The sequence below is a fragment of the Selenomonadales bacterium 4137-cl genome (assembly GCA_032334055.1).
Lineage (GTDB): Bacteria > Bacillota > Negativicutes > Sporomusales > UBA7701 > Anaeroselena > Anaeroselena agilis.
This window is the reverse complement of sequence record JAUOZS010000001.1, coordinates 3,057,501-3,078,473: the sequence shown is the minus strand read 5'-3', so window position 1 is coordinate 3,078,473 and position 20,973 is coordinate 3,057,501. Positions and strand designations below refer to the sequence as shown.

The following is a 20,973-nucleotide window of genomic DNA, read 5'->3' as shown; positions in this document are numbered from 1 at the left end:
GTTGTTGCGGAGTGACGGGGGCGTGGAGGAAATCATAGATGGCGGAGCCTGACGTTATCGACGGGAACGACTCGAAAGCACCACCCGGCTTGCTGCTTAAATGGGGCGTGGCTGTCGGTTTTCCGGTTGCGCTGTGGTTGCTGCCGCTGACGCAGTACTGCGGAATTACTCCCCGGATGAAGCTTTACCTGGCTTTATCGTTGTGGGCGGTGATTATGTGGACATTCGAACTGGTCGATCCGGCGATAAGCGGGACACTGCTGCCGATATTTTTTGTTCTCGGCGGTGTCGGTTCGCCGTCTGACGCTTTTAGGGGCTGGTCGTCGCCCGTGCCCTGGGTGACTCTGGGCGGACTGATATTCGGTGCGGTGATTGTCGCCACCGGGCTGGCGAAACGCCTTACTTACAAAATATTGTCGCACACCGGCACATCCTTCGCCGGGGTCGTAGTAGGCATCGTTATCGTGACAACGATAATCAGTCCGTTCATGCCGTCGGTTACCGGGAAGACGGCGCTGCTTCTGCCGCTGATAATAGGCGTTTGCCAGGTGATGGGCATCCAGCCCGGGACCAGGGAGGCGTCAGCGATGATGCTGGCGTTATTCTCAGCCCTGTGGTCGGCCAAAATGGCGTATCTTACCGCTTCCGCCGACAGTGTGCTGCTGGCTGCGCTTGTAACCCAATACACCAAGCAATCTGTCAGTTGGCTCCAGTGGTTCTACCAGATGGCGTTGCCGTCGTTTCTGTGGACGCTCGTGTCAACCGCGCTCGTGTTCACGCTTCGCCCCAAGAATATCCACATTCCCAAGCAGACGTTAAAAGAACGGTATCGGGCTTTGGGACCGATGACCGCCAAGGAAATCAGAGCCGCAGCAATGCTCGCCGCGCTGGCCGTCGCTCTTGTCACCGATGCCTGGCACAAGATCGATCCCGGCTGGACGCTGATGGTCATGGCGGGGCTGTGCTTCATCCCCGGCGTAAACTTGCTGACTGGCGAGGAACTGAAGCGTCTCGTTCCTTTTAACATCGTATTTTTCCTGGCGGGGTCGATGGCGATCGGCAATGTCGCGGCCGGCGTCGGTTTCGTCAAAATGCTGACCGCGTCGGTTGTGCCGCTGTTGCAAGGCATGGGCGATACGGCTTTGTCGATGGCAATCTGGGCGCTGGGCTTTCTCGGTTGTTTCGCGTTGAATCAGTTCGGCCTTTCCGCCGCTTTTGCCGGCCCGATCGCCGACGTTTTTGGCGCCCTGGGCTTTGATCCGTATTTGGGCGCTTATTCGCTGATTTGGGGCTTCAACCAGCTGTTTTTTCCCTATCAATGCGCGCCTCTTATTCTGATCTATGGTTTCGGATACCTGAGGATGAGCCATCTTATCGGTCAGATGGCTATAAGGACGGCTGTCGCGTTCGCATTTATGATCGCAGTCACTATCCCCTACTGGCGACTGATTGGCCTGTTCGCGCGGTAAGGAAAAGGTATCGGGAAGGAGTGAGACGCGTGATGAGAGACAATTCTCCCGGAGAACCGGCGGCCTGGAGTATTGACGCCTTTCGGCCCGCGGATGCCGAAGGAGTCGTGAAGTTATATTACAGCATTTACGGCGACCAGTACCCGGTGAAAGCGGTTTACGATCCCGCAGAGTTAATACGCCAGAACGGCGATGGCGACGCCTACCGCGTTGTGGCACGGACAGCGGCCGGCGAAATCGTGGGGCATATTGCCCTATACCGCTCGACGCCGCCGAACCGTGACTTGTACGAGCAAGGTCAGCTTATGGTCAGGCAGGATTATCGGGCAACCGATATCGCCGCCAAACTATTCGTTTCCGCCACCGTTGACGTTCCGGAGCGCTACGGCATGGAACAAATCTGGGGCGAAGCGGTGTGTAATCACTTGGTTACCCAGCAGATGACAGCTAAAAGAGGCTTTTACGCGACCGCGGTCGAGGTAGCCTTAATGCCTGGCGAGTCTTATGCCAAGGCATTTTCCCGGCCGTCGGAAGACGCTGGCCGGGTTGCCATTCTGGCCGTTTTCCACACATACAAGGCCAAGCCGCAAACGATATTTCTGCCTGAAGTGTACGAAGAAACGCTTCGCATATTATATTCGGCTTATCCCTTCGGGCATAACTTCGTAAGGTCGCGCCAGGATCTGCCGGAAGGGGTCGCGACGCGCGCCAAGGTCGATGTCTTCGCCGGCGCCGGCGTGGCCCGGGTGACTTTGTTGACCGCCGGGCAGGATTTTGCCGCTTATATCGAAAAGGTGCAGCAGCAGGTGGTAGCGGAGGGCGCAGCCGTTATCCAGTTCTTCCTGCCGTTGTCCTGGCCGCACGTGGGCGCCGCGGTCGCTGCCCTGCGCGGCTGCGGGTGCTTTCTGGGCGGTTTTTTGCCGCGCTGGTTTGACGGCGACGGTCTGCTTATGCAGAGAGTCTTGGCTGAGCCCAACTTTGCCGGTATCAATTTGTACACGAAACAGGCCAAGGGTATTCTCGACGTCGTGTACAAGGACTGGCAAGCGGTGACCCGGTCTGGGTGATGCGGACAACGAGCCCGGCGGAATTTTTTTGGTGTGGGGAGAGGCTCTATGAACAAAAGCGCCGGGACTGTCGGCCGGTTGTTGGCCGCCCAGGCCGCCCGGTTGGGTGAAAGACGGGCGCTGATCTTCGCCGCGACGGACACGGAGCTGAGTTTCCGGGAGTTTGACGCGTTGTCGCGGGAAGTGGCAAAGGGTTTGCTGGCAAGCGGCGTTTCGCGGGGAGATCATGTCGCTGTCTGGGCTGCCAATATCCCCGAATGGCTGTTCATTTTGTTCGGCTGCGCCAAAATCGGGGCGGTGGCGGTGCCGCTCAACGCCAACTGCGGCGTGTACGAGTTAGAATATATTCTTCGGCAATCAGATGCGAAGGCGCTTTTCTGGGCAGGTGGCCGGACGGAGGAGTGCCTGGCGGCCTTGCGCGGTATTTGTTCCGGCGACCCGGTCGCCGCGGACGACGCCCGGCGTTTTCCGGAGTTATGCCGGGTGGTGGCGGTAGGCGAACCGCTCTGCCCCGGTATGCTGGGATGGAAGGAGTTTCTGGCCGGGGCCGCGGTGGTTGACGACGCGGCGTTGGCATACTGTGAAAAAAAGGTGCGCCCTGACGATGTTTTCCTGATTCAGTATTCGTCAGGCACAACCGGGTTTCCCAAGGGCGCTATGCTCACCCATGCCGCTTATGTTGCGAAGGCTGCCGTGGTTGCCGACCGGAAGGGTCACACGGCAAATGATGTCATTTGCGTGCCGGTGCCGTTTTTCAGCAGTTTCGGATTCCTGGCGGTGCTGGTCGCCATTGCCGCGGGCGCGGCTACGCTGGTCATGGAACGCTTCCTGGCCAGAGAGATGATCGCGGCGGTGGAGCGCTGGCGGGCGACGGCTATTTACGGCACGCCCACCATGTTTTTGGCGGCGCTCGAACTAGCCGACCTTCGGAGCTATGATCTGTCGTCTTTGCGAGCCGGAGGGATTTCCGGCGATTACTGCTCGCCAGAACTGGCCGAGGCCGTAATCATGAGGCTGGGGCTGGCAGAGGCGGGCATACACTACGGGTCCACGGAAACGTTGATAACGATCATGCCCCGTCCCGGCGATCCTTTGGGAAAACGGACCGCCACCGTCGGCCAGGCGCTGCCGGACACCATGGTCAAGATCGTCGACTTGCGGACCGGACGTGGAGCGCGGCCGGGCGAGCATGGCGAGCTTTGCACAAAGGGCGCCTCTTCGATGCTGGGATACTACAAGGCGCCCGAACTCACCGCCGAGATCATCGGCGCGGACGGTTGGCTGCGCAGCGGCGATCTGGCGTGGATCGACTCCGAGGGCTTTTGCCGGATTACCGGCAGGATCAAGGACGTGATAATTCGGGGCGGCGAAAACATATATCCCGCGGAAATTGAGGAGTTTCTCGCTACGCTTCCCCAGGTGCTGGATGCGAAGGTCGTCGGCGTACCTTCGGCTTTCTACGGCGAGGAGATAGTGGCTTTCGTGCGATTAAAGCCGGGTCAGAAGGCTTCGGCCTTGGAGCTTAAGCGGTTCTGCCGACGGTTGATATCGATCAACAAGGTGCCTAAACGCGTCTTTTTCATCGATAAATACCCCGAAACGGCAAGCGGCAAGGTACAAAAGAGCAAACTGCGGGAAACGGCGGCTCAGCTGCTAGAATGCGAAAGCCGTAAAATATAGACAAAAAATTAGGAGGGAAATAAAATGGACACGACGCAAATCGAAAAAACGGTGAAGGAAATCATTGTAAAACGCCTGCCGAAAACTAACCCCGCTGCCATCCAGGGGGATGCCGAACTGGATAAGCTTGGGATGGATTCTTTGGCGGCCAGTTGGATACTGGCGGATATGGAAGAGGCTTTCGGGTTTAACATGCCGGGCCCGGAAAACTGCATTCTCAAAACGGTGGCAAATGCCGTCGATTATGTGGACAAAAATTTGCCTCGTTGAAGCGGTGCATGCAAAAGAGAAAGCCGTCGTACACGGAACGACGGCTTTCTCTTTGTTTTGTTTCGTTATTGGGCGGCTCTTTTGTGGCCGAAACGGTGGTGGCCGCCGTGGCCGAAGGCCTGTCTGAGCTTGAGCATATCCTGCTTGAAGGTTTCGTCGCTGACGCCTAGGGATTGGGCGACATCCCGCCAGGTGTTGTTGATCTTCTTCATTTCCAGGACGCTGGCCGGGGTCTTGTCGGCGTTTTCGGCGAGCAGGCCGGCAACGGCTATGTCGCGGCTTTTGTAGCCCTGTTCGAGGAGGCCGAGGACGGTGGCCCGGTCAAAGCCCAGCTTGGCGTTGAGCTTATCGGCCGACAGCCCCCGGAAGGTGGCTTTGGCTTGCTCTCTGGTCACGCCCAGGGTTTTGGCGACGTCTTTCCAGTTGTTGTCGCCGGTCTTGAGGTCGAGTACCTCGTCGAGGGTTTTGCCGCTGGCCTTGGCCAGGAAGGCGGCCCGGTTGACGTCCCTGATGTTGGCGCCGTTGTTCAGGCGGGCGAGAACGGTGTCCTTGGCGATGCCGTACGTTTCGGACAGGCGCTGGGCGGCTTTATCGGGGTCGAACTGACGTTTTTCGATCGCCGGCCGGGTTTTTTCGGGCCCGGCGGCCTGGGCGAGGGGGGAGAGGGCAGCGCCGGCAAGGACGAACGCCCCGAGGACGAAGATGGCTACGGTCTTTTTGCTGACTAGTCTCATTTGTCATACCTCCGCATGTATCTTTATCTTATCAGCCGATCCCGGCTGCTTGAGGTAAAGTATAGGCCACAGGTATGACATTTTTATGACAGGAGCCGGGCGGTTGGCGCGGCGGCCAGGGGCTTTTCTTGTGCGTGCGGACTTTCCCCTGGTATAATTGTTTTACCGTCGGTTAACAAGGAGCAGGAACAATGACTTTTCTTGCAACAGGCTTAGGGCTGGCGATCGGCTGGCTATGGCTGACATTCCTGAATGGGCCGCTGGTTCACGGGCTCGCTGCCGAGGCGCCGAGGCCGCAGCAGTTGATGCTGGCGTTTTTGCTGGCGCATTCGCTGGCTTACCTTGGTGTGGCGAGGGTGGGGGCGAGCGGTATCGCCCCGCGCCGAATCTTATCCTGGTGCCTGGCAGGCGCCGCGCTTATGGCGGCCGCGCCGTTCGCCCTGCTTTTTCCACCGCCTCACCCGCTGGCGGCGGCGTGCTGGCTGACGCTGGCGGCGCTGCTTACGGCGCCGGCGGCGGCGCTGTTGATCGCGGCCTGGGGAACGGTGTACAGCGGTTCGACCCCGGATAAAACGGCGCCGGCGTTTGGGCTGGCTATCGTCATCAGCACGGCCGTGCTGCTTGTCGGCAGCGCCGTGCCGCCCGCGCTGGCGGGTATCCTGGCGGCGGCGTGCCCTTTGTTGTCCGTTGCGCTGCTCGCCGTCCGGCCGGGCGGGGTCGGCGGCCCGCCGGCCCGGGAGCAGGAGTTCCGCAGCCCGATACCGCTGAAGCTTGTTTTGCTACTGGGCCTTTTTTATACAGTGGGCGGCTTTATGCATAAGATGGTCAATCTGCGCGCGCCGACCGGCCAGGAAGTGTTCTGGGTGACAAATGCGGTGTATTGCGGCGTGGCCCTTGTCGCCGGAGCGTATATCCGCTTTTTTCCCGATGCCGACCTGCGCCTGTTGTATCGTCCCGTCGTGCCGCTCGTGTTTGCCGGTTTTCTCCTCTTCCCTTTCCTGAAGCCGGGCTCGAGCCTGCCATTCGTTTTGCTGCAGGCCGGCTTCGCGCTGCTGGATCTTTATACCTGGGTCCTGTTCGTCTACTTCGGGTCACGTTCCCGGTCCCCGCTGCACGCTATCGGCTGGGGAATGTTTTTCCTTACGCTGGCGCTGACGGCCGGCGATTTGGCCCTGACTGCCATTCTGCCGCTGCTTGCGTTGTCCGCGCATAAAGTGACGGTGACTTCCTTTGCCGCCGCCGGGGTTATTCTGGCTGCGTCGTTTATTCTCCAGGACGAGCCCGAGACTTTCGCCGGCTGGAGTTACGACGGCGGCGACGTCTCGCCGGCCGGGCCGGCCGACGCGTTGTCCCCCGTGCCGCCGCCGCCGTTTCTCGCCGTGGCCGCCGACACCGGGGAAAAGGTCGCCCTGTTGCTTAAGGAGGCTCAGCTTACGCCGCGGGAAAACGACGTTTTCGAGCAGCTTCTCAGGGGCCGGAACAATCCGTATATTCGCAAGGAACTCAACATTTCCGACAACACCTTGAAAACGCATCTGCGAAGTATCTACCGGAAACTCGACGTTGCCAACCGCCAGGAACTGTTGGACAGGATCGACGCTATTTCCGGCGGCGGGTGACAGGGCGGCGTTGTCGAAAAAACGGGCTTTATCGTTACGATAAAAGGCAAATCACCCCTGAGGGGTGATTTGCCTTTTGTCCCGATTTGGTAAAATAGAGCCCGGGACGACCGCCGTTCCACCGGCGGATGATTTAATCCGCGAGTAGGGACAGCAGGGAAAGGAGGGAAAAAAGAGTGCGGTTCTTTATGGTTTTTTTGCTGGTGGCGGCGATGACGGCCGGGGTCTCGGCGCCGACCGCGGGCGCCTGGGGCGAGCACCTGGCGGCGCCGTCCGCCATCGGCCCCGGGACAGCGGAAGCTCCCGGCCCCGTTTTGCCGGAGCTTACTCCCGAGCTGACCTTCAAGGGGGTCGGCCAGGTGACCTATGTCAGCATTTTTGACGCGGACAAGCCGATGACTTTGGCGGAACAAGCGTCCGGCAGCCGCAAGCCCGTCCTGACGGCAATGGTCAGGGAGGGATCGCTGGTTGTGCCGGCGGGTGTACTGCAGGCGGGGCACCGGTACTCCTGGAACGTGGAGTCGGTCTACAGTCCCGGTACCCGCAGCGAAGCCGTCAAACGGAGCCGGAGCCTGTTTTTCTCCACGGCCGGGCGGTAGAGCCGCCCCGGCGGGGATAAACCAGCGTGACGGGAAAAGGAGCGATCTTTGTTTATGGTTGCGAGAAAATGGGGTGTTGTGATTCTGCTCGTCGTCTTCGTTGTGCTGGCGGGCGCAGCGACCGTGCAGGCGAAACCGGCTACGCCGGCGATGCTTTCGCCCGGTTCCCACAACAAGTATGCCGCTCCGGTCATCGGGACGCTGACGCCGACTCTCACGTGGGAGGCCGTTCCCGGCATATCCCGCTACTGGGTGACCGTTCGCCCGGTGGGGAAGAAGATGTATATCTGGGGTGTTAACGTATACGATAAGACTGCGGTTGCGATCCCGGCCAATGTGCTGGCCCCGAACCAGAATTATTTCTGGGGCATCCAGGCGATCGACCGGCAGGGGAACCACAGTACCGCCGGCGTGATGTATTTCACGACGTTCGCGCAAAAGAAGGCGGGCTTCCGGTAGCGACAGCACCGAATGACCCGGCGGGGGCCGGGGACGCGGAGAGATAAAAGGACCCGGAGTTCATCCGGGTCCTTTGCCATGCTTGCCCTCAGGCGACGGGGAGGGTGAAGGTGAACTTCGCGCCTTGGCCGGGTGTGCTTTCGACGGTTATTTCGCCGTCCATGGCCTGGACGAGGCGCTTGGTTATCGCCAGACCGAGGCCGGTGCCGCCGCCGCTGCGGGCCCGCGACTTGTCGACCCGGTAGAAACGGTCCCAGATATAGGGCTGATCTTCGGGCGGGATGCCGGGGCCGCGGTCGCCGACGGCAACGGCGACTTTGCCGGCCGCGGGCTGAACGGTTATCACGATGGTTTCTCCGGCAGGCGAGTGGCGGACGGCGTTCGATACGAGGTTGGCGACGATCTGGGCGAGGCGGCCGGTGTCGGCGAGCACGGGCGGGACAGCGGCGGGGGCGTCGACGCGGAGGGTGAGGTTTTTTTCGGCGAGCAGGTGGCCGTAGTTGGCGGCTTCGCGGCTAAGGAAGGCGACGAGGTCGGTCTTTTCGGGCACGATCGACAGTTCGCCCGCTTCGAGCTGCGACAGGTCGAGGAGGTCGCGGATGAGACGGTCGATGCGCTGGCTTTCGCCGACGATGGTGGCAAGGTAGCGCTGCTGATGTTCGGGCGTTGACGCCACGCCGTCTGCGAGGGCTTCGGCGAGGGCCTGGATAGAGGCGACCGGCGTTTTGAGTTCGTGGGAGACGTTGGCGAGGAATTCGCGCCGGTTGTATTCGGTTTTGGCCAACGATTCGGCCATGGTGTTGAAGGTCCGGCCGAGGCCGCCGATCTCGTCGCCGCCGGTGGCGGCGGTGCGGCTGGCGTAGTCGCCGGCGGCGAAGCGGGCGGCGGCGTGGCTGATGTCGGCGAGGGGCCGGGTCAGGCCGCGGGATATGAAGAAGCCCAGCAGGGCGGCGACCAGCGTGCCGAGAATGAGCGAGAGGAGCAGCAGGCGGTCGAGGGCCTGGACGGTCTGGTTGACGCCGGCGATGGGGGTGTAGAGGAAGACGGCGGCGGGCGTCGCGGCGGCGCCGGGCAGGGGTACGCCGACGATGATCGAGGGGTCGGCCTGGCGGCGGCCGCTGCGTACCCAGGATTGGGGGGCGCCGGCGAAGAGGGCTTCGATCTGCTGCGAGTCTTCGGGGTAGTTCCTGAGCCAGCGGGCCGGCGGGTTGCCGGCGAGCAGCGTGCCTTGCTTGTCGACGACCCAGGTTCTGGTGCCGAGTAGTTTGCTTATTACCTCCAGCCTGGTATGCAGGCGGCTGTTGTCGAGCACCGGCGCCAGCGCGGCGGCGGCCGAATGGCCGAGTTTCATCATTTCGAGACGCTTGTTTTCCACTACCTGGCCGCGGACGAGGTAGGCCATCAGGGCGCCGAGGGTGACGGTGACGAGGAGGATGACGACGATATAGGAAAGGAAGAGGCGGCTGAAGATCGACCGGGTCATTTGCCGGTCACCTCGAATTTGTAGCCGGTGCCCCAGACGGTGTGGATGAAGGAGTTGTCCGGGTCGGCGATTTTCTGGCGCAGTCTTTTGACGGTGGCGTCGACGGTGCGGTCGTCGCCTTCGAAGCCGTAGCCCCACACGTTGGTGAGGAGCTGTTCGCGGGTGAAGACGATGCGCGGGTGGCGCGCGAGAAAGAGAAGGAGGTCGAATTCCTTGGGGGACAGGCTGATCGACCGGCCGCCCTTTTCGACCGCCTGGGTGGCGGGGCGGATGGCGAGGCCGGGGAAGCCGAGCTCGTCGCCGTCGGCGAAGATGAGGCCGCTGCGCCGGAGGACCGCTTTGACCCTGGCCACCAGCTCACGGGGGCTGAAGGGCTTGGTTATGTAGTCGTCGGCGCCGAGGGAGAAGCCGGTGATTTTGTCGGCTTCGGTGCTTTTGGCGGTGAGGAAGATGACGGGTACGCGGCGGGGCAGTGCGCGGCATATTTCCCAGCCGGTGCGGCGCGGCAGCATGATGTCGAGGATCAGGAGGTCGGGCCGGGTTTCGGCTTCGAGTTCGAGGGCGGCGTCGCCGTCGGCGGCGACGTGGACGGTGAAGCCTTCGCGTTCGAGGTATAGCTGGACGACTTCGCGGATGCTGGCTTCGTCGTCGGCCACCAGTATTTTTACGGTCATTTTTCTTTCCTCCGTGCTTGTATATGTAGCGAAAAGATGCTATTATAGTCGTGGTTAAGTTATCCTTGGAACTTGCCGGATAACGGGCGGCATCCCAGCGGGAGCCGTACCTCCGAGGCAGCCTGACAACCGAATACATATCTTGGGTTTAGACCGCTTGGATCCGCAGGGACTGAGACGGCGAGGACCGGAGCGAGGTTGTTCGAGCCTTCCTGTCTTTTGCCGGGAAGCTTTTTTATTTTCCGATGGGAGGGTTATGAATGGAGATTGTCACCAGGGTGGCCGACGTCAGGGCGCTGGTCCGGCAGGCAAGGGCGGCGGGCAAGACCGTCGGGCTGGTGCCGACGATGGGGTTTCTGCATGAGGGGCATCTGACGCTGATGCGGACGGCGCGGGCCGAGCACGGGCTGGTGATCGCCAGCATTTTCGTCAATCCGCTGCAGTTCGGTCCCAACGAGGATTACGCCGCCTATCCGCGCGACCTGGAGCGGGACGCGCGCCTCGCGGCCTCCGCCGGCGTGGACGCGGTTTTCGCGCCGCCGGTCGAGGAGCTGTATCCGCAGGGGCCGGCCGACATGCTGACCTTTGTCGAGGTGAAGGATATTACCGAGCGCCTTTGCGGGGCGCGGCGGCCGGGGCATTTCCGCGGCGTGGCGACCGTGGTCGCCAAGTTGTTCAATATCGTCCGGCCCGATGTGGCTTATTTCGGCCAGAAGGACGCCCAGCAGGTGGTTGTCGTCAGGCGGATGGCGGCCGACCTGAGCATGGACGTGCGGATCGCGACCGTGCCGATAGTAAGGGAGAAGGACGGTCTGGCACTTTCTTCGCGCAATGTGTATCTAAATCCTGCCGAACGGCAGGCGGCTACCGTCCTCAGCCGGGCCCTCCGGCTGGCGGAGGAGCGGCTTAAGGCGGGGCAGCGCGACGCGGCGGCCATCCGCCGGGAAATGGGCGAGCTGATCGGCGGCGAACCGCTGGCCGCCTGTGATTATATTTCCGTGTGCGATCCGGCCACTCTACGGGAGCTGGATACGGTCGCCGGACCGGCGCTGGTGGCGCTGGCCGTACGGATCGGCAAAACGCGGCTTATCGATAATCTGCAGTGGGAGGGATAATCATGTTTCGCACCGTGTTCAAATCAAAGCTGCACCGGGCAACCGTAACTGAAGCAAATCTCAACTATGTGGGCAGCATCACGATCGACGAGGATCTGCTGGATGCGGCCGATATCTGCGTAAACGAGAAGGTCCAGGTGGTGAACAACAACAACGGCGCGCGGCTGGAGACGTACGCCATCCCGGGGCCGCGCGGCTCGGGGGTCGTGTGCCTGAACGGCGCCGCCGCCAGGCTGGTCCAGCCGGGGGACAAGGTTATTATAATCACCTACGCGGTTATCGATGACAAGGAGGCGAGAGCCCTCAAGCCGACGGTGGTGTTCCTCGAAGAGGGCAACCGTATCGCCGAGGTCAAGGACGCCGAGAAGCACGGCGAGATCCGCTGAGGCTATGACATGTTTTTCCTGACTGGACTGTTCGGAAAACCCAGGTGCAAGCGCTCGACGGGGCTTTATCAACGGTCTAGTTGACAATTTGTTAACTGTTTCTTATCATAGAGATAACAATCCCCGGGGAGGTGTGTGTGGTGCGTGGCGAAATATTGCAGATGCTGCGCGAGGAGCCGGGCAGCTATGTGTCGGGCGAGGAAGTATCCCGCCGGCTGGCCGTGTCGCGGACGGCGATCTGGAAGCATATCAGGGCGCTCAAGCAGGACGGCTATGACATCGAGGCTCACCCGCGCCTGGGGTACCGTCTGTGCCGGGCCCCCGACCTGCTGCTGCCGGCCGAGATCGAGGCCCGGCTGACCACCCGCCGGCTGGGGAGGGCGGTCGCTTATTTCCGGCGGCTCGAGTCGACCAATAACGAGGCCAAGGCGCTGGCTGCCGCCGGCTGCCCCGAGGGGCAGATCGTCGTGGCGGAGGAGCAGTCGGTGGGGCGGGGAAGGCTGGCGCGCGGCTGGTTTTCGCCGTTCGCCAGGGGCGTGTGGTTTTCGATCGTGCTCAGGCCGCCGTTCAATCCCCAGGACGCCCCCAAATGCACGCTGCTGGCCGCAGTGGCGGTTTGTCGCGCCATCCGCCGGGCGGCGGGCGTGGACTGCGGCATTAAGTGGCCGAACGACATTCTTTTTGACGGCAAAAAGCTGGTGGGCATTCTCACCGAGATGTCGGCCGAGATGGATGCCATCAACCATATCGTCATCGGCATCGGCATCAACGTCAATATCGGCGCCGACGATTTTCCCCCGGAGCTTCGCAGTCTCGCCACGTCGCTATCCATCGCCGCCGGGCGGCCCCTGTCGCGCCTGGATATCCTGCTGGCCGCTCTTGAGGAATTGGAACAGGTGTACGGGCAGACGCTCGACCAGGGCTTCGCCCCCGTCCTCGATGAGTGGCGCCGCGGGTCGCTGACGCTTGGCCGGGCGGTGGATGTGATCGGTTCCGGCCGCCGGTTCTCCGGGGTGGCGGTCGACATCGACGCCGACGGGGCGCTCCTGGTCCGGACGGACACCGGGACGGAAAGGGTGCTGGCTGGCGATGTATCAATTAGGCCCGCAGAGGGAGGAGCAAGTTATTAAGATGCCTATTCGCAATATGACGCTTGCCGGATTGTTCGCCGCCCTCATCGCGATAAGTTCGCAGATCAGCGTTCCCATCGGGCCGGTGCCCCATACGCTGCAAGTGTTTTTCGTGATGCTTGCCGGGATCATCCTCGGCGGTCGCTGGGGTTTCGTAAGCGTGCTGGTGTGGATCGCCCTCGGCGCCTTCGGGCTGCCGGTCTTTTATCAGGGCAAAGCCGGGTTGATGCATATTCTGGGTCCTACCGGCGGGTTTATGTTCGGCTTCGCGCTCTGTGCCCTGCTGGTAGGCTGGCTGACCGGGCGGGCTCGCCTCGGCTTCGGCAAAACGTTTCTGATTTTGCTCCTCGGCCTGGCGGTGATTTACGCCGTCGGCCTCACCGGGTTTATGGCCTCTTTCGCTTTTTTCCTCAAAAAGCCGATGGGGCTGGATAAGGCGCTGTCGCTGGCCGTGCTGCCCTTTTTGCCGTTCGACGCCGTCAAGGCGGCGTTGGCCGCTTATGTCGGCGTTAAGGTGCGCCGGTCCCTGATGATGGCCGGATATATACAGGAACGATAATCCGGAAGACAATCCGCATATAGGCCGTTCGGAAAGCGCCGGAGGCAAACGCGCCGCAACCGGGATTCAGCGGCCTAGATAGAGAGCAAGGGGAGATTAAAATGCTGCTGGTTTTCGACGTAGGAAATACGAATATCGTCCTCGGAGTCTATGACGGCGACGAGCTGCTTTATCACTGGCGTATTTCGACCGACCGCCTGAAGACGGCTGACGAGTACGGCGTGCTGGTGAAGAATCTTTTCGACCATCGCGGCATCAGCCTGTCCACCATCGACGCGGCGATAATCTCGTCGGTCGTGCCGCCGCTGATGGCGCCGCTTACGCGCATGACGCAGCGCTACTTCGGCGTCGACCCGCTGGTGGTCGGCCCCGGCATCAAGACTGGTATGGTCATCAAGTATGAGAACCCGCGGGAGGTTGGCGCGGACCGCATCGTGAACGCCATCGCCGCGTACGAGAAGTATGGCGGGCCGGTCATTATCGTCGATTTCGGCACAGCGACGACTTTCTGCGCCGTGGACAGGGGAGGCGACTATCTGGGCGGCGCCATCGCCCCCGGCATCGGCATTTCCACCGAGGCGCTTTTCCAGCGGGCCGCCAAGCTGCCGCGGATCGAGCTGGCCAAACCGCGGACGGTCATTTGCCGCAACACGGTCGCCAGCATGCAGTCGGGGATCATTTTCGGCTTCGTCGGCCAGGTGGACGAGATCGTTCGCCGCATGGAGGTCGAGATGGGCGAGCCGGTGGAGGTTGTCGCCACCGGCGGGCTGGCCAATCTGATCGGTCAGGAATCGGCGAAGATTAAGCATGTCGATCATTTCCTGACGCTGGAAGGTCTGCGGATTATTTTCAGCCGCAATTCGGCCGCCAACCGTTGATAAGCGCCCCTCTATTGCGTGCCCGCAAGCAGCAAGCGCGCCCCGGAGCTTTAACTATTTCCTGTCCCCCCGTCCGCCCGGGCGGGGGCTTTTCATGTCCGCCGGAGGAATTAGGTTTGGTTGCTGCGAATTGTGTCAATAATACCGGGAGTCCCCCGAAACGAGAACAGGAGTGATTACATGCTGATCGGCGCGGTTGCCGTCGCCGAACCGGCGGTGGTGCTGGCTCCCATGGCCGGCGTAACCGACCTGCCTTTCAGGCTGCTGGCGAAAGAGATGGGCTGCAGCCTGTTGTATTCGGAGATGGTGAGCGACAAGGGCTTGCTGCATAATAACTGTCACACGCTCGACATGCTGCGGATCGACGACCGGGAACGGCCGGTGGCGGTGCAGATCTTCGGCTCGGAACCTGCTTCGATGGCCGCCGCGGCCCGTATCGTCGCTCGCGCCGGCGCCGATATCATCGATGTCAACATGGGTTGCCCGACGCCGAAGATCGTCAAGAACGGCGAGGGGTCGGCCCTTATGCGCCGACCGGAGCTGGCCAGGGATATCCTGGCCGCCGTGGTGGACGCGGTACAGGTGCCGGTGACGGTGAAGATCCGCAAGGGGTGGGACGAGGAATCGGTCAACGCGGTGGAGATCGCCGCGCTTGCCGAACAGGCCGGGGTGGCGGCGATCGCCGTTCACGGGCGGACCCGCGAGCAGTTCTACTCCGGGACGGCCGACTGGGATATTATCCGCCGCGTCAAGGAGCGGGTGAAAGTCCCGGTGATCGGCAACGGCGACGTCCGCACGCCCCGGGACGCGGAGCGGCTTCTGGCCCTGACCGGGTGCGACGCCGTAATGGTGGGACGGGCCTCCCAGGGCAACCCATGGATTTTCCGCCAGATCGGCCATTATCTCAGGGACGGCGGGATGCTGCCGCCACCGTCGCTGGAGGAGCGCTTGGCGGTGCTTGCCCGCCACCTGGAAATGCTGATCGGGCATAAGGGAGAGCATATCGCCATCCGGGAGATGCGTCGTCACGCCGCCTGGTATACCAAGGGGCTGCCGCGGGCGGCGGAGATCCGCCTGCGGCTGAACCAGGCGGAAAGCCGCGAGGATTTTGCGCTTATACTGGCGGCGCTGCGCGACCGTAGGGAAGGGAGGGATGACGAGTGACGCCGATTTTGCCTGTAGCGAACGGGATTTTACCGCGGCCGGGCGGCGGGCGGATTACCGGCGTGTTTGTCGTCGAAAAGGGCGACGAGCCGCTGGCTGGAGCCGGCCCGGGGCGGGACGTGCTGGTCTGTCCCTGGGTGGCCGAGGACGGGGGGCTATACCCGGTGGGAGTAGCGGCCCGGATTTTGCATATCGGCGCCCACACGGCCGTGGACGGGGCCGGCCGGGAACTGCCTGTTACGACGGTGACGCTGGAAGGGCAGGGCCATGCGCGCTGGCATACTCTCAAAGCGGCCGGCGGCTTTGTCGCTTCGCCGGATGTGGAGGCGCTAAACCTGAGGTCGATGCGCCGGGAATATCCGGCCATTTCTGGCGCTGGCTGGCTGCCGGCCGGCGGTTTTACCGAGTTTCGCGATCCGACCGATATACCGGTGACGATATACGGCGCCGACATAGAGACAGGGAAGGCGGTCAATATTTCCGCCAATCTCGGCGGCCTCGTAAGCCAGGAACAGGCGCATACGATCGAACACGGCATTATCCGGGCTCTGCGCACCTATGGACTGTGCACGCCCCGCACGCTGCTCGATTCGCTTGCCAGGGAGACGGCCGAACTCAAGCAGTCGGTCGAGCTTGGCCTGCGCTTCGCGTTGCCGGAAATACTCGGCCGCACAGGGGCGGGCGCCTGCGGCAACCAGATGACCAACCTCGCCCAGTTTTACCTGGCGCGGGAGTTCATCGACAACGTCGCCGCCGGCAAGTCTTTCGGGAGGTCGCTCTTCGACGCCCGGCGGCGAACGATGTCGCAGCTGACCGGCGAGCTGGGGATTACGATGGAGCGCGATCTGCGGGTGCTTCAGGGTCTCAAGAAAGGTATGAGCCACGACGACACCCGACTGCGGGTCGAAACTGGCAAACGGGTGATCGGCAGGTTTGCCGCCGACCCCTGGGGTTGATTGGGAACAATTGGTAAAAAATGCTTGTCGCAGGCAAAATAAAATGTTAAAATAAGTATGTACACAAGGTTGTGCACATATAATATGGGGGAGCGAATGATATGCTCCGGCGCATCGGCGACAAGATAATAAACCCGCAGAAAATCCACAAGGTGATTGACGAAGTGCTCGAAATGCGCGGCCGCGGTCTTTCGCAGCAGGAAATCGCCAACAGGGTGGGCCTAGACCGCACGGTGATCTCCCGCCTGGAGACACTGGGGGAAGTCCGCAAGGGCGGACGGATTGCGCTCATCGGCTTTCCGATCAAAAACTGCGAGGAATTGGCGGCGCTGGCAAGGCAGGAAGGAGTGGACTACTGCCTGCTGCTATCCGAGAAGGAGCGCTGGGATTTCGTCGAGAGCAAAAGCGGCGTCCAGCTTTTCAACACGATTATGGAGATCATCAGTACCCTTCGTTCGTACGATGTCGTCATTATCATCTGTTCAAACATGCGTATCAAGCTTATCGAGGCGCTGCTCGACAAGGATGTTATCGGCATTCAGCTCGGCGAATCGCCCATTAACGAGGACAAGTACGTGAAACCCGAATCGATACGCTCTATCATTCGCCAACTGCACTTTTAGCCGGGAGGCCCGCCATGAAGAGAATCGTCAGCATCAGCCTGGGTTCCGCCAAGCGCGACCATCAGGTGGTGAGGGAGTTTGGCGGCGAAAATTTTCTGATTGAACGCATCGGTACCGATGGAGATAAAGATAAGGCCATCGCCCTTATCCGCGCTCTGGACGGCAAGGTCGACGCCTTTGGCCTTGGCGGGACCGATCTGTATATTTATGCCGGCTCGCGGCGTTATACTTTCCGGGATACGGCCCGCATCGCGGCCGCCGCCCGCTTTACCCCCGTGGTCGACGGCAGCGGCATCAAAAACACCCTGGAGCGGCGTGTAATCCGCTTCCTGGAGCAAAAGCACGCGATGCGTTTCGCCGGCAAGAAGGCGCTGGTGGTGTGCGCCGTCGACCGTTTCGGGCTGGCCGAGGCGCTGGCGGCGGCGGGAGCGCAGACGGTGTTCGGCGATCTGATGTACGGGCTGGGATTGCCGTTTCCTCTGCACTCGCTCGCGGCTCTCGAACGGCTGGCGCGGTTTGTCGCTCCGCTCATAACCCTCCTGCCGACGAGCGCGTTCTACCCCACCGGCGAACGGCAGAACGAGTCCCGCCCCCGTTACGGCAGTTACTTCCGGGAAGCCGATGTCGTGGCCGGCGATTTTCACTTCATCCGGCGCTATATGCCGCCCGATCTGGCCGCCAAGACGATCATCACCAATACGGTAACTCAGGCTGACGAGGAACTGCTGCGGAGGAGCGGGATCGCTACCTTGGTGACCACGACTCCGGAGATGGGCGGCCGTTCGTTCGGCACCAACGTGCTTGAGGCGGTGCTGATCACCATCGCCGGCAAGCGCCCGGAGGATATGACCGCCGAGCATTACGGCCTGCTGCTTGAGGAAATGAATATCGAGCCGCGGATTAAAGCGTTGAATGAGTAGGGGGTACTAAGCAATGGAAAAATTCGCTTTTGTCGTCCATCCCATCACCGCCCGCGATTTCTGCCGCAAATTCCCTTTCGCCAAGAATTGGTCTGACGGTTTTATCGAAGGGGTTATGAGGTTTATCCCTCCTTTCAAGGTATCCCATATCGATGGCGTGGTTTCGCCCCATAACCAGACCGAGGGCTGGTTTGTAGGCTGTCCGTTAACATCGCGGCAGATGGTTGAGATGCCTGAGGGGTATGTGATAAAGAAGATAATCAAGGCCGGGAAGATCGCGGAGAAGCTGGGCGCGAAAATCATCGGCCTGGGGGCGTTCACGTCGGTGGTCGGCGACGCCGGCATCACCATCGCCCAGAACCTGAATATCGCCGTCACTACCGGCAACAGCTACACGGTGGCGACAGCCCTGGAGGGGACCCGCCAGGCGGCCAAAACACTGGGCATCAACATGGAGCGGGCCAATGTCGTCGTGTTGGGAGCGACCGGGTCGATCGGCGCGGCGTGCGCGCAGATACTGGCGCGGGAGGTCCGTTATCTTACGCTGGTTGCCCGCAACGAGGCCAAGTTGGAGAAAATTGCCGGGCAAATTTTCCGCGCGACAGGATTAGCTGCAAAGGTAACGGCGAATACTAAGGGGGCGCTTAAGACAGCCGATATTGTCATCGCTGTCACGAGCGCCGTGGATACTCTCATTGAGCCGGAAGATCTTAAAACGGGGGCGATCGTCTGTGACGTTGCCCGGCCCCGCAACGTGTCCCGCCGCGTCGTCGAAGCGCGTGACGACGTGTTGGTGATCGAGGGCGGCGTGGTCGAGGTTCCCGGCGAGGTGGATTTCGGCCTGAATTTCGGTTTCCCGCCCCGGACGGCATATGCATGTATGGCTGAGACGATGATTCTGGCTCTGGAGAAACGCTACGAAAACTTTAGCCTTGGGCGCGACCTGACGGTGAAGCAGATCGAGACCATCGAACAGCTGGCAACCAAGCACGGCTTTAGGTTGGCCGGGTTTCGAAGCTTTGAGCGGGCCGTGACTTCCCAAGAGATTGAAGGCGTCAAGGAAAAGATCAGGGCAAGGGCTGCCCTGTTGAAGGAGGGAATCTGTTAGAAAGCGTTGACAAATGGTGGTTTTACGCCTATAATAAATGCCAATGAGGGGGTAACATCCTTATAGAAACAAGTGTCAAGTCGTTGCTTGACACTATTTATATTGCCCGGCTCGATCGGGAGGCATCATTCCGGTCAGACGAATAGTATAATAACAGGTTGGGAAGCAATCCACGGATAAGAAGGGGAGCAAAAGAATGCCGGAAAAGCAGATTATCCTCACCGCTGAAGGGCTGAAAAAGATAGAGCAGAAGCTGGATCACCTTAAGTCGGTGCGCCGTCGCGATGTCGCCGAAAGGATCAAGCAGGCGATCGAGTTCGGCGACATCAGCGAGAACTCCGAGTATGAGGACGCCAAAAACGAGCAGGCCTTCATCGAAGGCGAGATCATTACCCTAGAGAAAATGCTTCGCAACGCCAAGCTTATTGACGAAGACGAAATCAGCGCCGATGTCGTCACGATTGGTTCCACGGTCGTGCTCAAGGATCTTGAGTTTGGCGACGAGCTGGAATATACCATCGTCGGTTCGGCCGAGGCCGACCCGACGGAAAGCAGGATTTCCAACGAATCGCCCGTGGGCGAGGCCATCCTTGGCCGCAAGGTCGGCAGCATCGTTGAGGTGAACGTGCCGGCGGGGTCGCTGAAGTACGAGATTGTCGACATCAAAGGGGCTTAGGGTTCCTGCCTGAAGGGATGCTTGTAATGACAGACAACCATGAGCAGGTCGCTATGACCGGCGAAGAACTGAATGAACTGTTGCGCGTACGGCGCGAAAAATTGGCGGCCATCGCGGCTCGGGGTATCGAGCCGTTTGGCCGCAAATATAATTTTAGCCACCATGCCCGCGAGATCATCGCCGACTTTGACAAGCTTGAGGGGCAGACGGCCCGCCTGGCCGGGAGGGTTGTGGCCATTCGCGGCCACGGCAAGGCGAGTTTCGCCCATTTGATGGACATGTCCGGCCGCATCCAGCTCTATTTCCGCCAGGATACGATCGGCGAAGCCGCGTATGAGAACTTCGGCCTTCTCGATATCGGCGATATTATCGGCGTCGAGGGTGAGGTCTTCCGTACTCAGAAGGGCGAGATCAGCGTCAAGGTGACCAGCTTCGAAATCCTTGCCAAGTCGCTCCGGCCGCTGCCGGAGAAGTGGCACGGCCTCAAGGACGTCGAGACCAGGTACCGCCAGCGGTACCTCGACCTGATCGTCAACCCCGAGGTTCGCGACACTTTCGTAGCCCGTAGCAGGGTCATCCAGGCGCTGCGGCACTATTTCGACGCCCAGGGGTACCTTGAAGTCGAGACCCCGATGATGCATCCCATCGCCGGCGGCGCGGCGGCGCGCCCGTTCATCACTCACCACAACGCACTCGACATGCGCCTCTACATGCGCATCGCGCCCGAGCTCTATCTCAAGCGGCTGATTGTCGGCGGCTTCGAGAAGGTCTACGAGATCAACCGCGTCTTCCGCAACGAGGGCATTTCCATCAAGCACAATCCCGAGTTCACCCTGCTCGAGTCTTATCAGGCCTTTGCCGACTATAACGATATCATGGCGCTCACCGAGCAGGTCATCGCCCATGTCGCCCTCGAGGTGCTGGGCACGACAAAGATTACATACCAGGGCCAGGAGATCGATCTTACCCCGCCGTGGCCGCGGGTCAGCATGACCGAGGCGATCAAGAAATACGCCGGCGTCGATTTCGCCGCCGTCAAGACGGTGCCCGAGGCGCGGGCGATCGCGGATAAATTGGGGGTCAAGTACGAAGCCAAGCAGGGCATCGGCGGCATTTTGAACAATGTGTTCGAGGAAGTGGCCGAAAAGCATCTGGTCCAACCGACCTTCATCACCGGCCATCCCACCGAGATTTCGCCGCTCGCCAAGCGCAACAAGGACAACCCCGATATCACCGACCGTTTCGAGGCGTTCATTTTTGCCCGCGAGATCGCCAACGGCTTCTCCGAGCTGAACGATCCCATCGATCAGAAGGAACGCTTTGTCGGCCAGGTGGCCCAGCGCGACTCGGGCGACGACGAGGCCCATATGATGGACGAGGACTATGTCACCGCGCTCGAGTTCG

At 61.0% G+C, this 20,973-nt stretch carries 22 protein-coding genes (1 of these 22 cut by a window edge); 19 read left to right on the top strand and 3 right to left on the bottom strand.

The window, feature by feature from the left end:
- Positions 1–38 precede the first annotated feature (38 nt).
- Genes Q4T40_16160 through Q4T40_16145 form a run of 4 tightly spaced genes read left to right on the top strand, consistent with a single transcriptional unit; the run spans position 39 to position 4,486 of the window.
- On the top strand, positions 39–1,469 hold the full coding sequence (locus tag Q4T40_16160) for an SLC13 family permease (GenBank protein ID MDT8902775.1): 1,431 nt from the start codon (positions 39–41) through the stop codon (positions 1,467–1,469).
- Between the two features lie 29 nt (positions 1,470–1,498).
- Positions 1,499–2,536 carry a hypothetical protein gene (locus Q4T40_16155; GenBank protein MDT8902774.1) on the top strand — a complete coding sequence of 346 codons (1,038 nt, stop codon included), beginning with the start codon at positions 1,499–1,501 and terminating at the stop codon, positions 2,534–2,536.
- 48 nt (positions 2,537–2,584) lie between these two features.
- Entirely contained in the window at positions 2,585–4,216 is a 1,632-nt protein-coding gene (locus Q4T40_16150) for an AMP-binding protein (GenBank protein ID MDT8902773.1), read from the top strand.
- Positions 4,217–4,240: 24 nt separating this feature from the next.
- Positions 4,241–4,486 carry an acyl carrier protein gene (locus tag Q4T40_16145; protein ID MDT8902772.1) on the top strand — a complete coding sequence of 82 codons (246 nt, stop codon included), beginning with the start codon at positions 4,241–4,243 and terminating at the stop codon, positions 4,484–4,486.
- A gap of 65 nt (positions 4,487–4,551) precedes the next feature.
- Here the strand turns inward: Q4T40_16145 and Q4T40_16140 are convergent, their stop codons facing one another.
- Positions 4,552–5,220, bottom strand: a complete 669-nt coding sequence (locus tag Q4T40_16140) for a hypothetical protein (GenBank protein ID MDT8902771.1) — start codon at positions 5,218–5,220, stop codon at positions 4,552–4,554.
- A 191-nt stretch (positions 5,221–5,411) separates the two neighbouring features.
- Here Q4T40_16140 and Q4T40_16135 point away from each other — a divergent pair, with 191 nt between their 5' ends.
- From Q4T40_16135 to Q4T40_16125, 3 genes are all read left to right on the top strand, one after another.
- Positions 5,412–6,839, top strand: a complete 1,428-nt coding sequence (locus Q4T40_16135) for a helix-turn-helix transcriptional regulator (GenBank protein MDT8902770.1) — start codon at positions 5,412–5,414, stop codon at positions 6,837–6,839.
- 176 nt (positions 6,840–7,015) lie between these two features.
- Positions 7,016–7,438 (top strand): hypothetical protein, encoded by a 423-nt coding sequence (locus Q4T40_16130; GenBank protein MDT8902769.1) that lies wholly within the window; start codon positions 7,016–7,018, stop codon positions 7,436–7,438.
- Positions 7,439–7,492: 54 nt separating this feature from the next.
- Positions 7,493–7,897 (top strand): hypothetical protein, encoded by a 405-nt coding sequence (locus Q4T40_16125; protein ID MDT8902768.1) that lies wholly within the window; start codon positions 7,493–7,495, stop codon positions 7,895–7,897.
- An 88-nt stretch (positions 7,898–7,985) separates the two neighbouring features.
- Here Q4T40_16125 and Q4T40_16120 read toward each other — a convergent pair whose 3' ends face one another.
- Both Q4T40_16120 and Q4T40_16115 read right to left on the bottom strand, forming a co-directional pair.
- On the bottom strand, positions 7,986–9,380 hold the full coding sequence (locus Q4T40_16120; GenBank protein ID MDT8902767.1) for a HAMP domain-containing sensor histidine kinase: 1,395 nt from the start codon (positions 9,378–9,380) through the stop codon (positions 7,986–7,988).
- Positions 9,377–10,054 (bottom strand): response regulator transcription factor, encoded by a 678-nt coding sequence (locus Q4T40_16115; GenBank protein ID MDT8902766.1) that lies wholly within the window; start codon positions 10,052–10,054, stop codon positions 9,377–9,379. Before Q4T40_16115 ends, Q4T40_16120 begins: the two co-directional genes overlap by 4 nt.
- 260 nt (positions 10,055–10,314) lie before the next feature.
- On the opposite strand from Q4T40_16115, the gene panC reads away from it, so the two are divergent.
- The 12 genes from panC to lysS form a co-directional block, all read left to right on the top strand.
- Positions 10,315–11,169 (top strand): pantoate--beta-alanine ligase, encoded by an 855-nt coding sequence (panC, locus tag Q4T40_16110; protein MDT8902765.1) that lies wholly within the window; start codon positions 10,315–10,317, stop codon positions 11,167–11,169.
- Between the two features lie 2 nt (positions 11,170–11,171).
- The gene (locus Q4T40_16105) at positions 11,172–11,555 is read left to right on the top strand and encodes an aspartate 1-decarboxylase (protein ID MDT8902764.1); all 384 of its coding nucleotides are present in this window, start codon (positions 11,172–11,174) and stop codon (positions 11,553–11,555) included.
- A gap of 140 nt (positions 11,556–11,695) precedes the next feature.
- Positions 11,696–12,685, top strand: coding sequence for a biotin--[acetyl-CoA-carboxylase] ligase (locus Q4T40_16100; protein ID MDT8902763.1), 990 nt, complete (start codon positions 11,696–11,698; stop codon positions 12,683–12,685).
- Between the two features lies 1 nt (position 12,686).
- Positions 12,687–13,244, top strand: coding sequence for a biotin transporter BioY (locus Q4T40_16095; protein ID MDT8902762.1), 558 nt, complete (start codon positions 12,687–12,689; stop codon positions 13,242–13,244).
- 101 nt (positions 13,245–13,345) lie between these two features.
- Positions 13,346–14,122 carry a type III pantothenate kinase gene (locus tag Q4T40_16090; GenBank protein MDT8902761.1) on the top strand — a complete coding sequence of 259 codons (777 nt, stop codon included), beginning with the start codon at positions 13,346–13,348 and terminating at the stop codon, positions 14,120–14,122.
- A gap of 180 nt (positions 14,123–14,302) precedes the next feature.
- A complete protein-coding gene (dusB, locus tag Q4T40_16085; protein ID MDT8902760.1) occupies positions 14,303–15,286 on the top strand; it encodes a tRNA dihydrouridine synthase DusB in 984 nt (327 codons plus the stop codon).
- Entirely contained in the window at positions 15,283–16,242 is a 960-nt protein-coding gene (locus Q4T40_16080) for a hypothetical protein (GenBank protein MDT8902759.1), read from the top strand. The genes dusB and Q4T40_16080 overlap by 4 nt, the downstream gene beginning before the upstream one ends.
- Before the next feature lie 101 nt (positions 16,243–16,343).
- A complete protein-coding gene (locus Q4T40_16075; GenBank protein MDT8902758.1) occupies positions 16,344–16,865 on the top strand; it encodes a transcriptional regulator in 522 nt (173 codons plus the stop codon).
- Positions 16,866–16,879: 14 nt separating this feature from the next.
- On the top strand, positions 16,880–17,785 hold the full coding sequence (locus tag Q4T40_16070; GenBank protein ID MDT8902757.1) for a quinate 5-dehydrogenase: 906 nt from the start codon (positions 16,880–16,882) through the stop codon (positions 17,783–17,785).
- A gap of 13 nt (positions 17,786–17,798) precedes the next feature.
- Positions 17,799–18,893 (top strand): shikimate dehydrogenase, encoded by a 1,095-nt coding sequence (locus Q4T40_16065; GenBank protein ID MDT8902756.1) that lies wholly within the window; start codon positions 17,799–17,801, stop codon positions 18,891–18,893.
- Positions 18,894–19,089: 196 nt separating this feature from the next.
- The gene (gene greA, locus Q4T40_16060; GenBank protein ID MDT8902755.1) at positions 19,090–19,569 is read left to right on the top strand and encodes a transcription elongation factor GreA; all 480 of its coding nucleotides are present in this window, start codon (positions 19,090–19,092) and stop codon (positions 19,567–19,569) included.
- A 26-nt stretch (positions 19,570–19,595) separates the two neighbouring features.
- Positions 19,596–20,973: the 5' portion of a lysine--tRNA ligase gene (gene lysS / locus Q4T40_16055; protein MDT8902754.1), read on the top strand. 119 nt of this gene lie beyond the right edge of the window; only the first 1,378 of its 1,497 coding nucleotides appear in the window; its start codon is at positions 19,596–19,598; its stop codon lies off the right edge, out of view.

Excerpts from the sequence above, each read along its gene's own strand:
- Q4T40_16160 (MDT8902775.1), top strand. The coding sequence starts at position 39 with ATGGCGGAGCCTGACGTTATCGACGGGAACGACTCGAAAGCACCACCC.
- Q4T40_16150 (MDT8902773.1), top strand. The coding sequence starts at position 2,585 with ATGAACAAAAGCGCCGGGACTGTCGGCCGGTTGTTGGCCGCCCAGGCC.
- Q4T40_16145 (MDT8902772.1), top strand. The coding sequence starts at position 4,241 with ATGGACACGACGCAAATCGAAAAAACGGTGAAGGAAATCATTGTAAAA.
- Q4T40_16140 (MDT8902771.1), bottom strand. The coding sequence starts at position 5,220 with ATGAGACTAGTCAGCAAAAAGACCGTAGCCATCTTCGTCCTCGGGGCG.
- Q4T40_16135 (MDT8902770.1), top strand. The coding sequence starts at position 5,412 with ATGACTTTTCTTGCAACAGGCTTAGGGCTGGCGATCGGCTGGCTATGG.
- Q4T40_16125 (MDT8902768.1), top strand. The coding sequence starts at position 7,493 with ATGGTTGCGAGAAAATGGGGTGTTGTGATTCTGCTCGTCGTCTTCGTT.
- Q4T40_16120 (MDT8902767.1), bottom strand. The coding sequence starts at position 9,380 with ATGACCCGGTCGATCTTCAGCCGCCTCTTCCTTTCCTATATCGTCGTC.
- Q4T40_16115 (MDT8902766.1), bottom strand. The coding sequence starts at position 10,054 with ATGACCGTAAAAATACTGGTGGCCGACGACGAAGCCAGCATCCGCGAA.
- panC (MDT8902765.1), top strand. The coding sequence starts at position 10,315 with ATGGAGATTGTCACCAGGGTGGCCGACGTCAGGGCGCTGGTCCGGCAG.
- Q4T40_16105 (MDT8902764.1), top strand. The coding sequence starts at position 11,172 with ATGTTTCGCACCGTGTTCAAATCAAAGCTGCACCGGGCAACCGTAACT.
- Q4T40_16095 (MDT8902762.1), top strand. The coding sequence starts at position 12,687 with ATGCCTATTCGCAATATGACGCTTGCCGGATTGTTCGCCGCCCTCATC.
- Q4T40_16090 (MDT8902761.1), top strand. The coding sequence starts at position 13,346 with ATGCTGCTGGTTTTCGACGTAGGAAATACGAATATCGTCCTCGGAGTC.
- dusB (MDT8902760.1), top strand. The coding sequence starts at position 14,303 with ATGCTGATCGGCGCGGTTGCCGTCGCCGAACCGGCGGTGGTGCTGGCT.
- Q4T40_16075 (MDT8902758.1), top strand. The coding sequence starts at position 16,344 with ATGCTCCGGCGCATCGGCGACAAGATAATAAACCCGCAGAAAATCCAC.
- Q4T40_16070 (MDT8902757.1), top strand. The coding sequence starts at position 16,880 with ATGAAGAGAATCGTCAGCATCAGCCTGGGTTCCGCCAAGCGCGACCAT.
- Q4T40_16065 (MDT8902756.1), top strand. The coding sequence starts at position 17,799 with ATGGAAAAATTCGCTTTTGTCGTCCATCCCATCACCGCCCGCGATTTC.
- greA (MDT8902755.1), top strand. The coding sequence starts at position 19,090 with ATGCCGGAAAAGCAGATTATCCTCACCGCTGAAGGGCTGAAAAAGATA.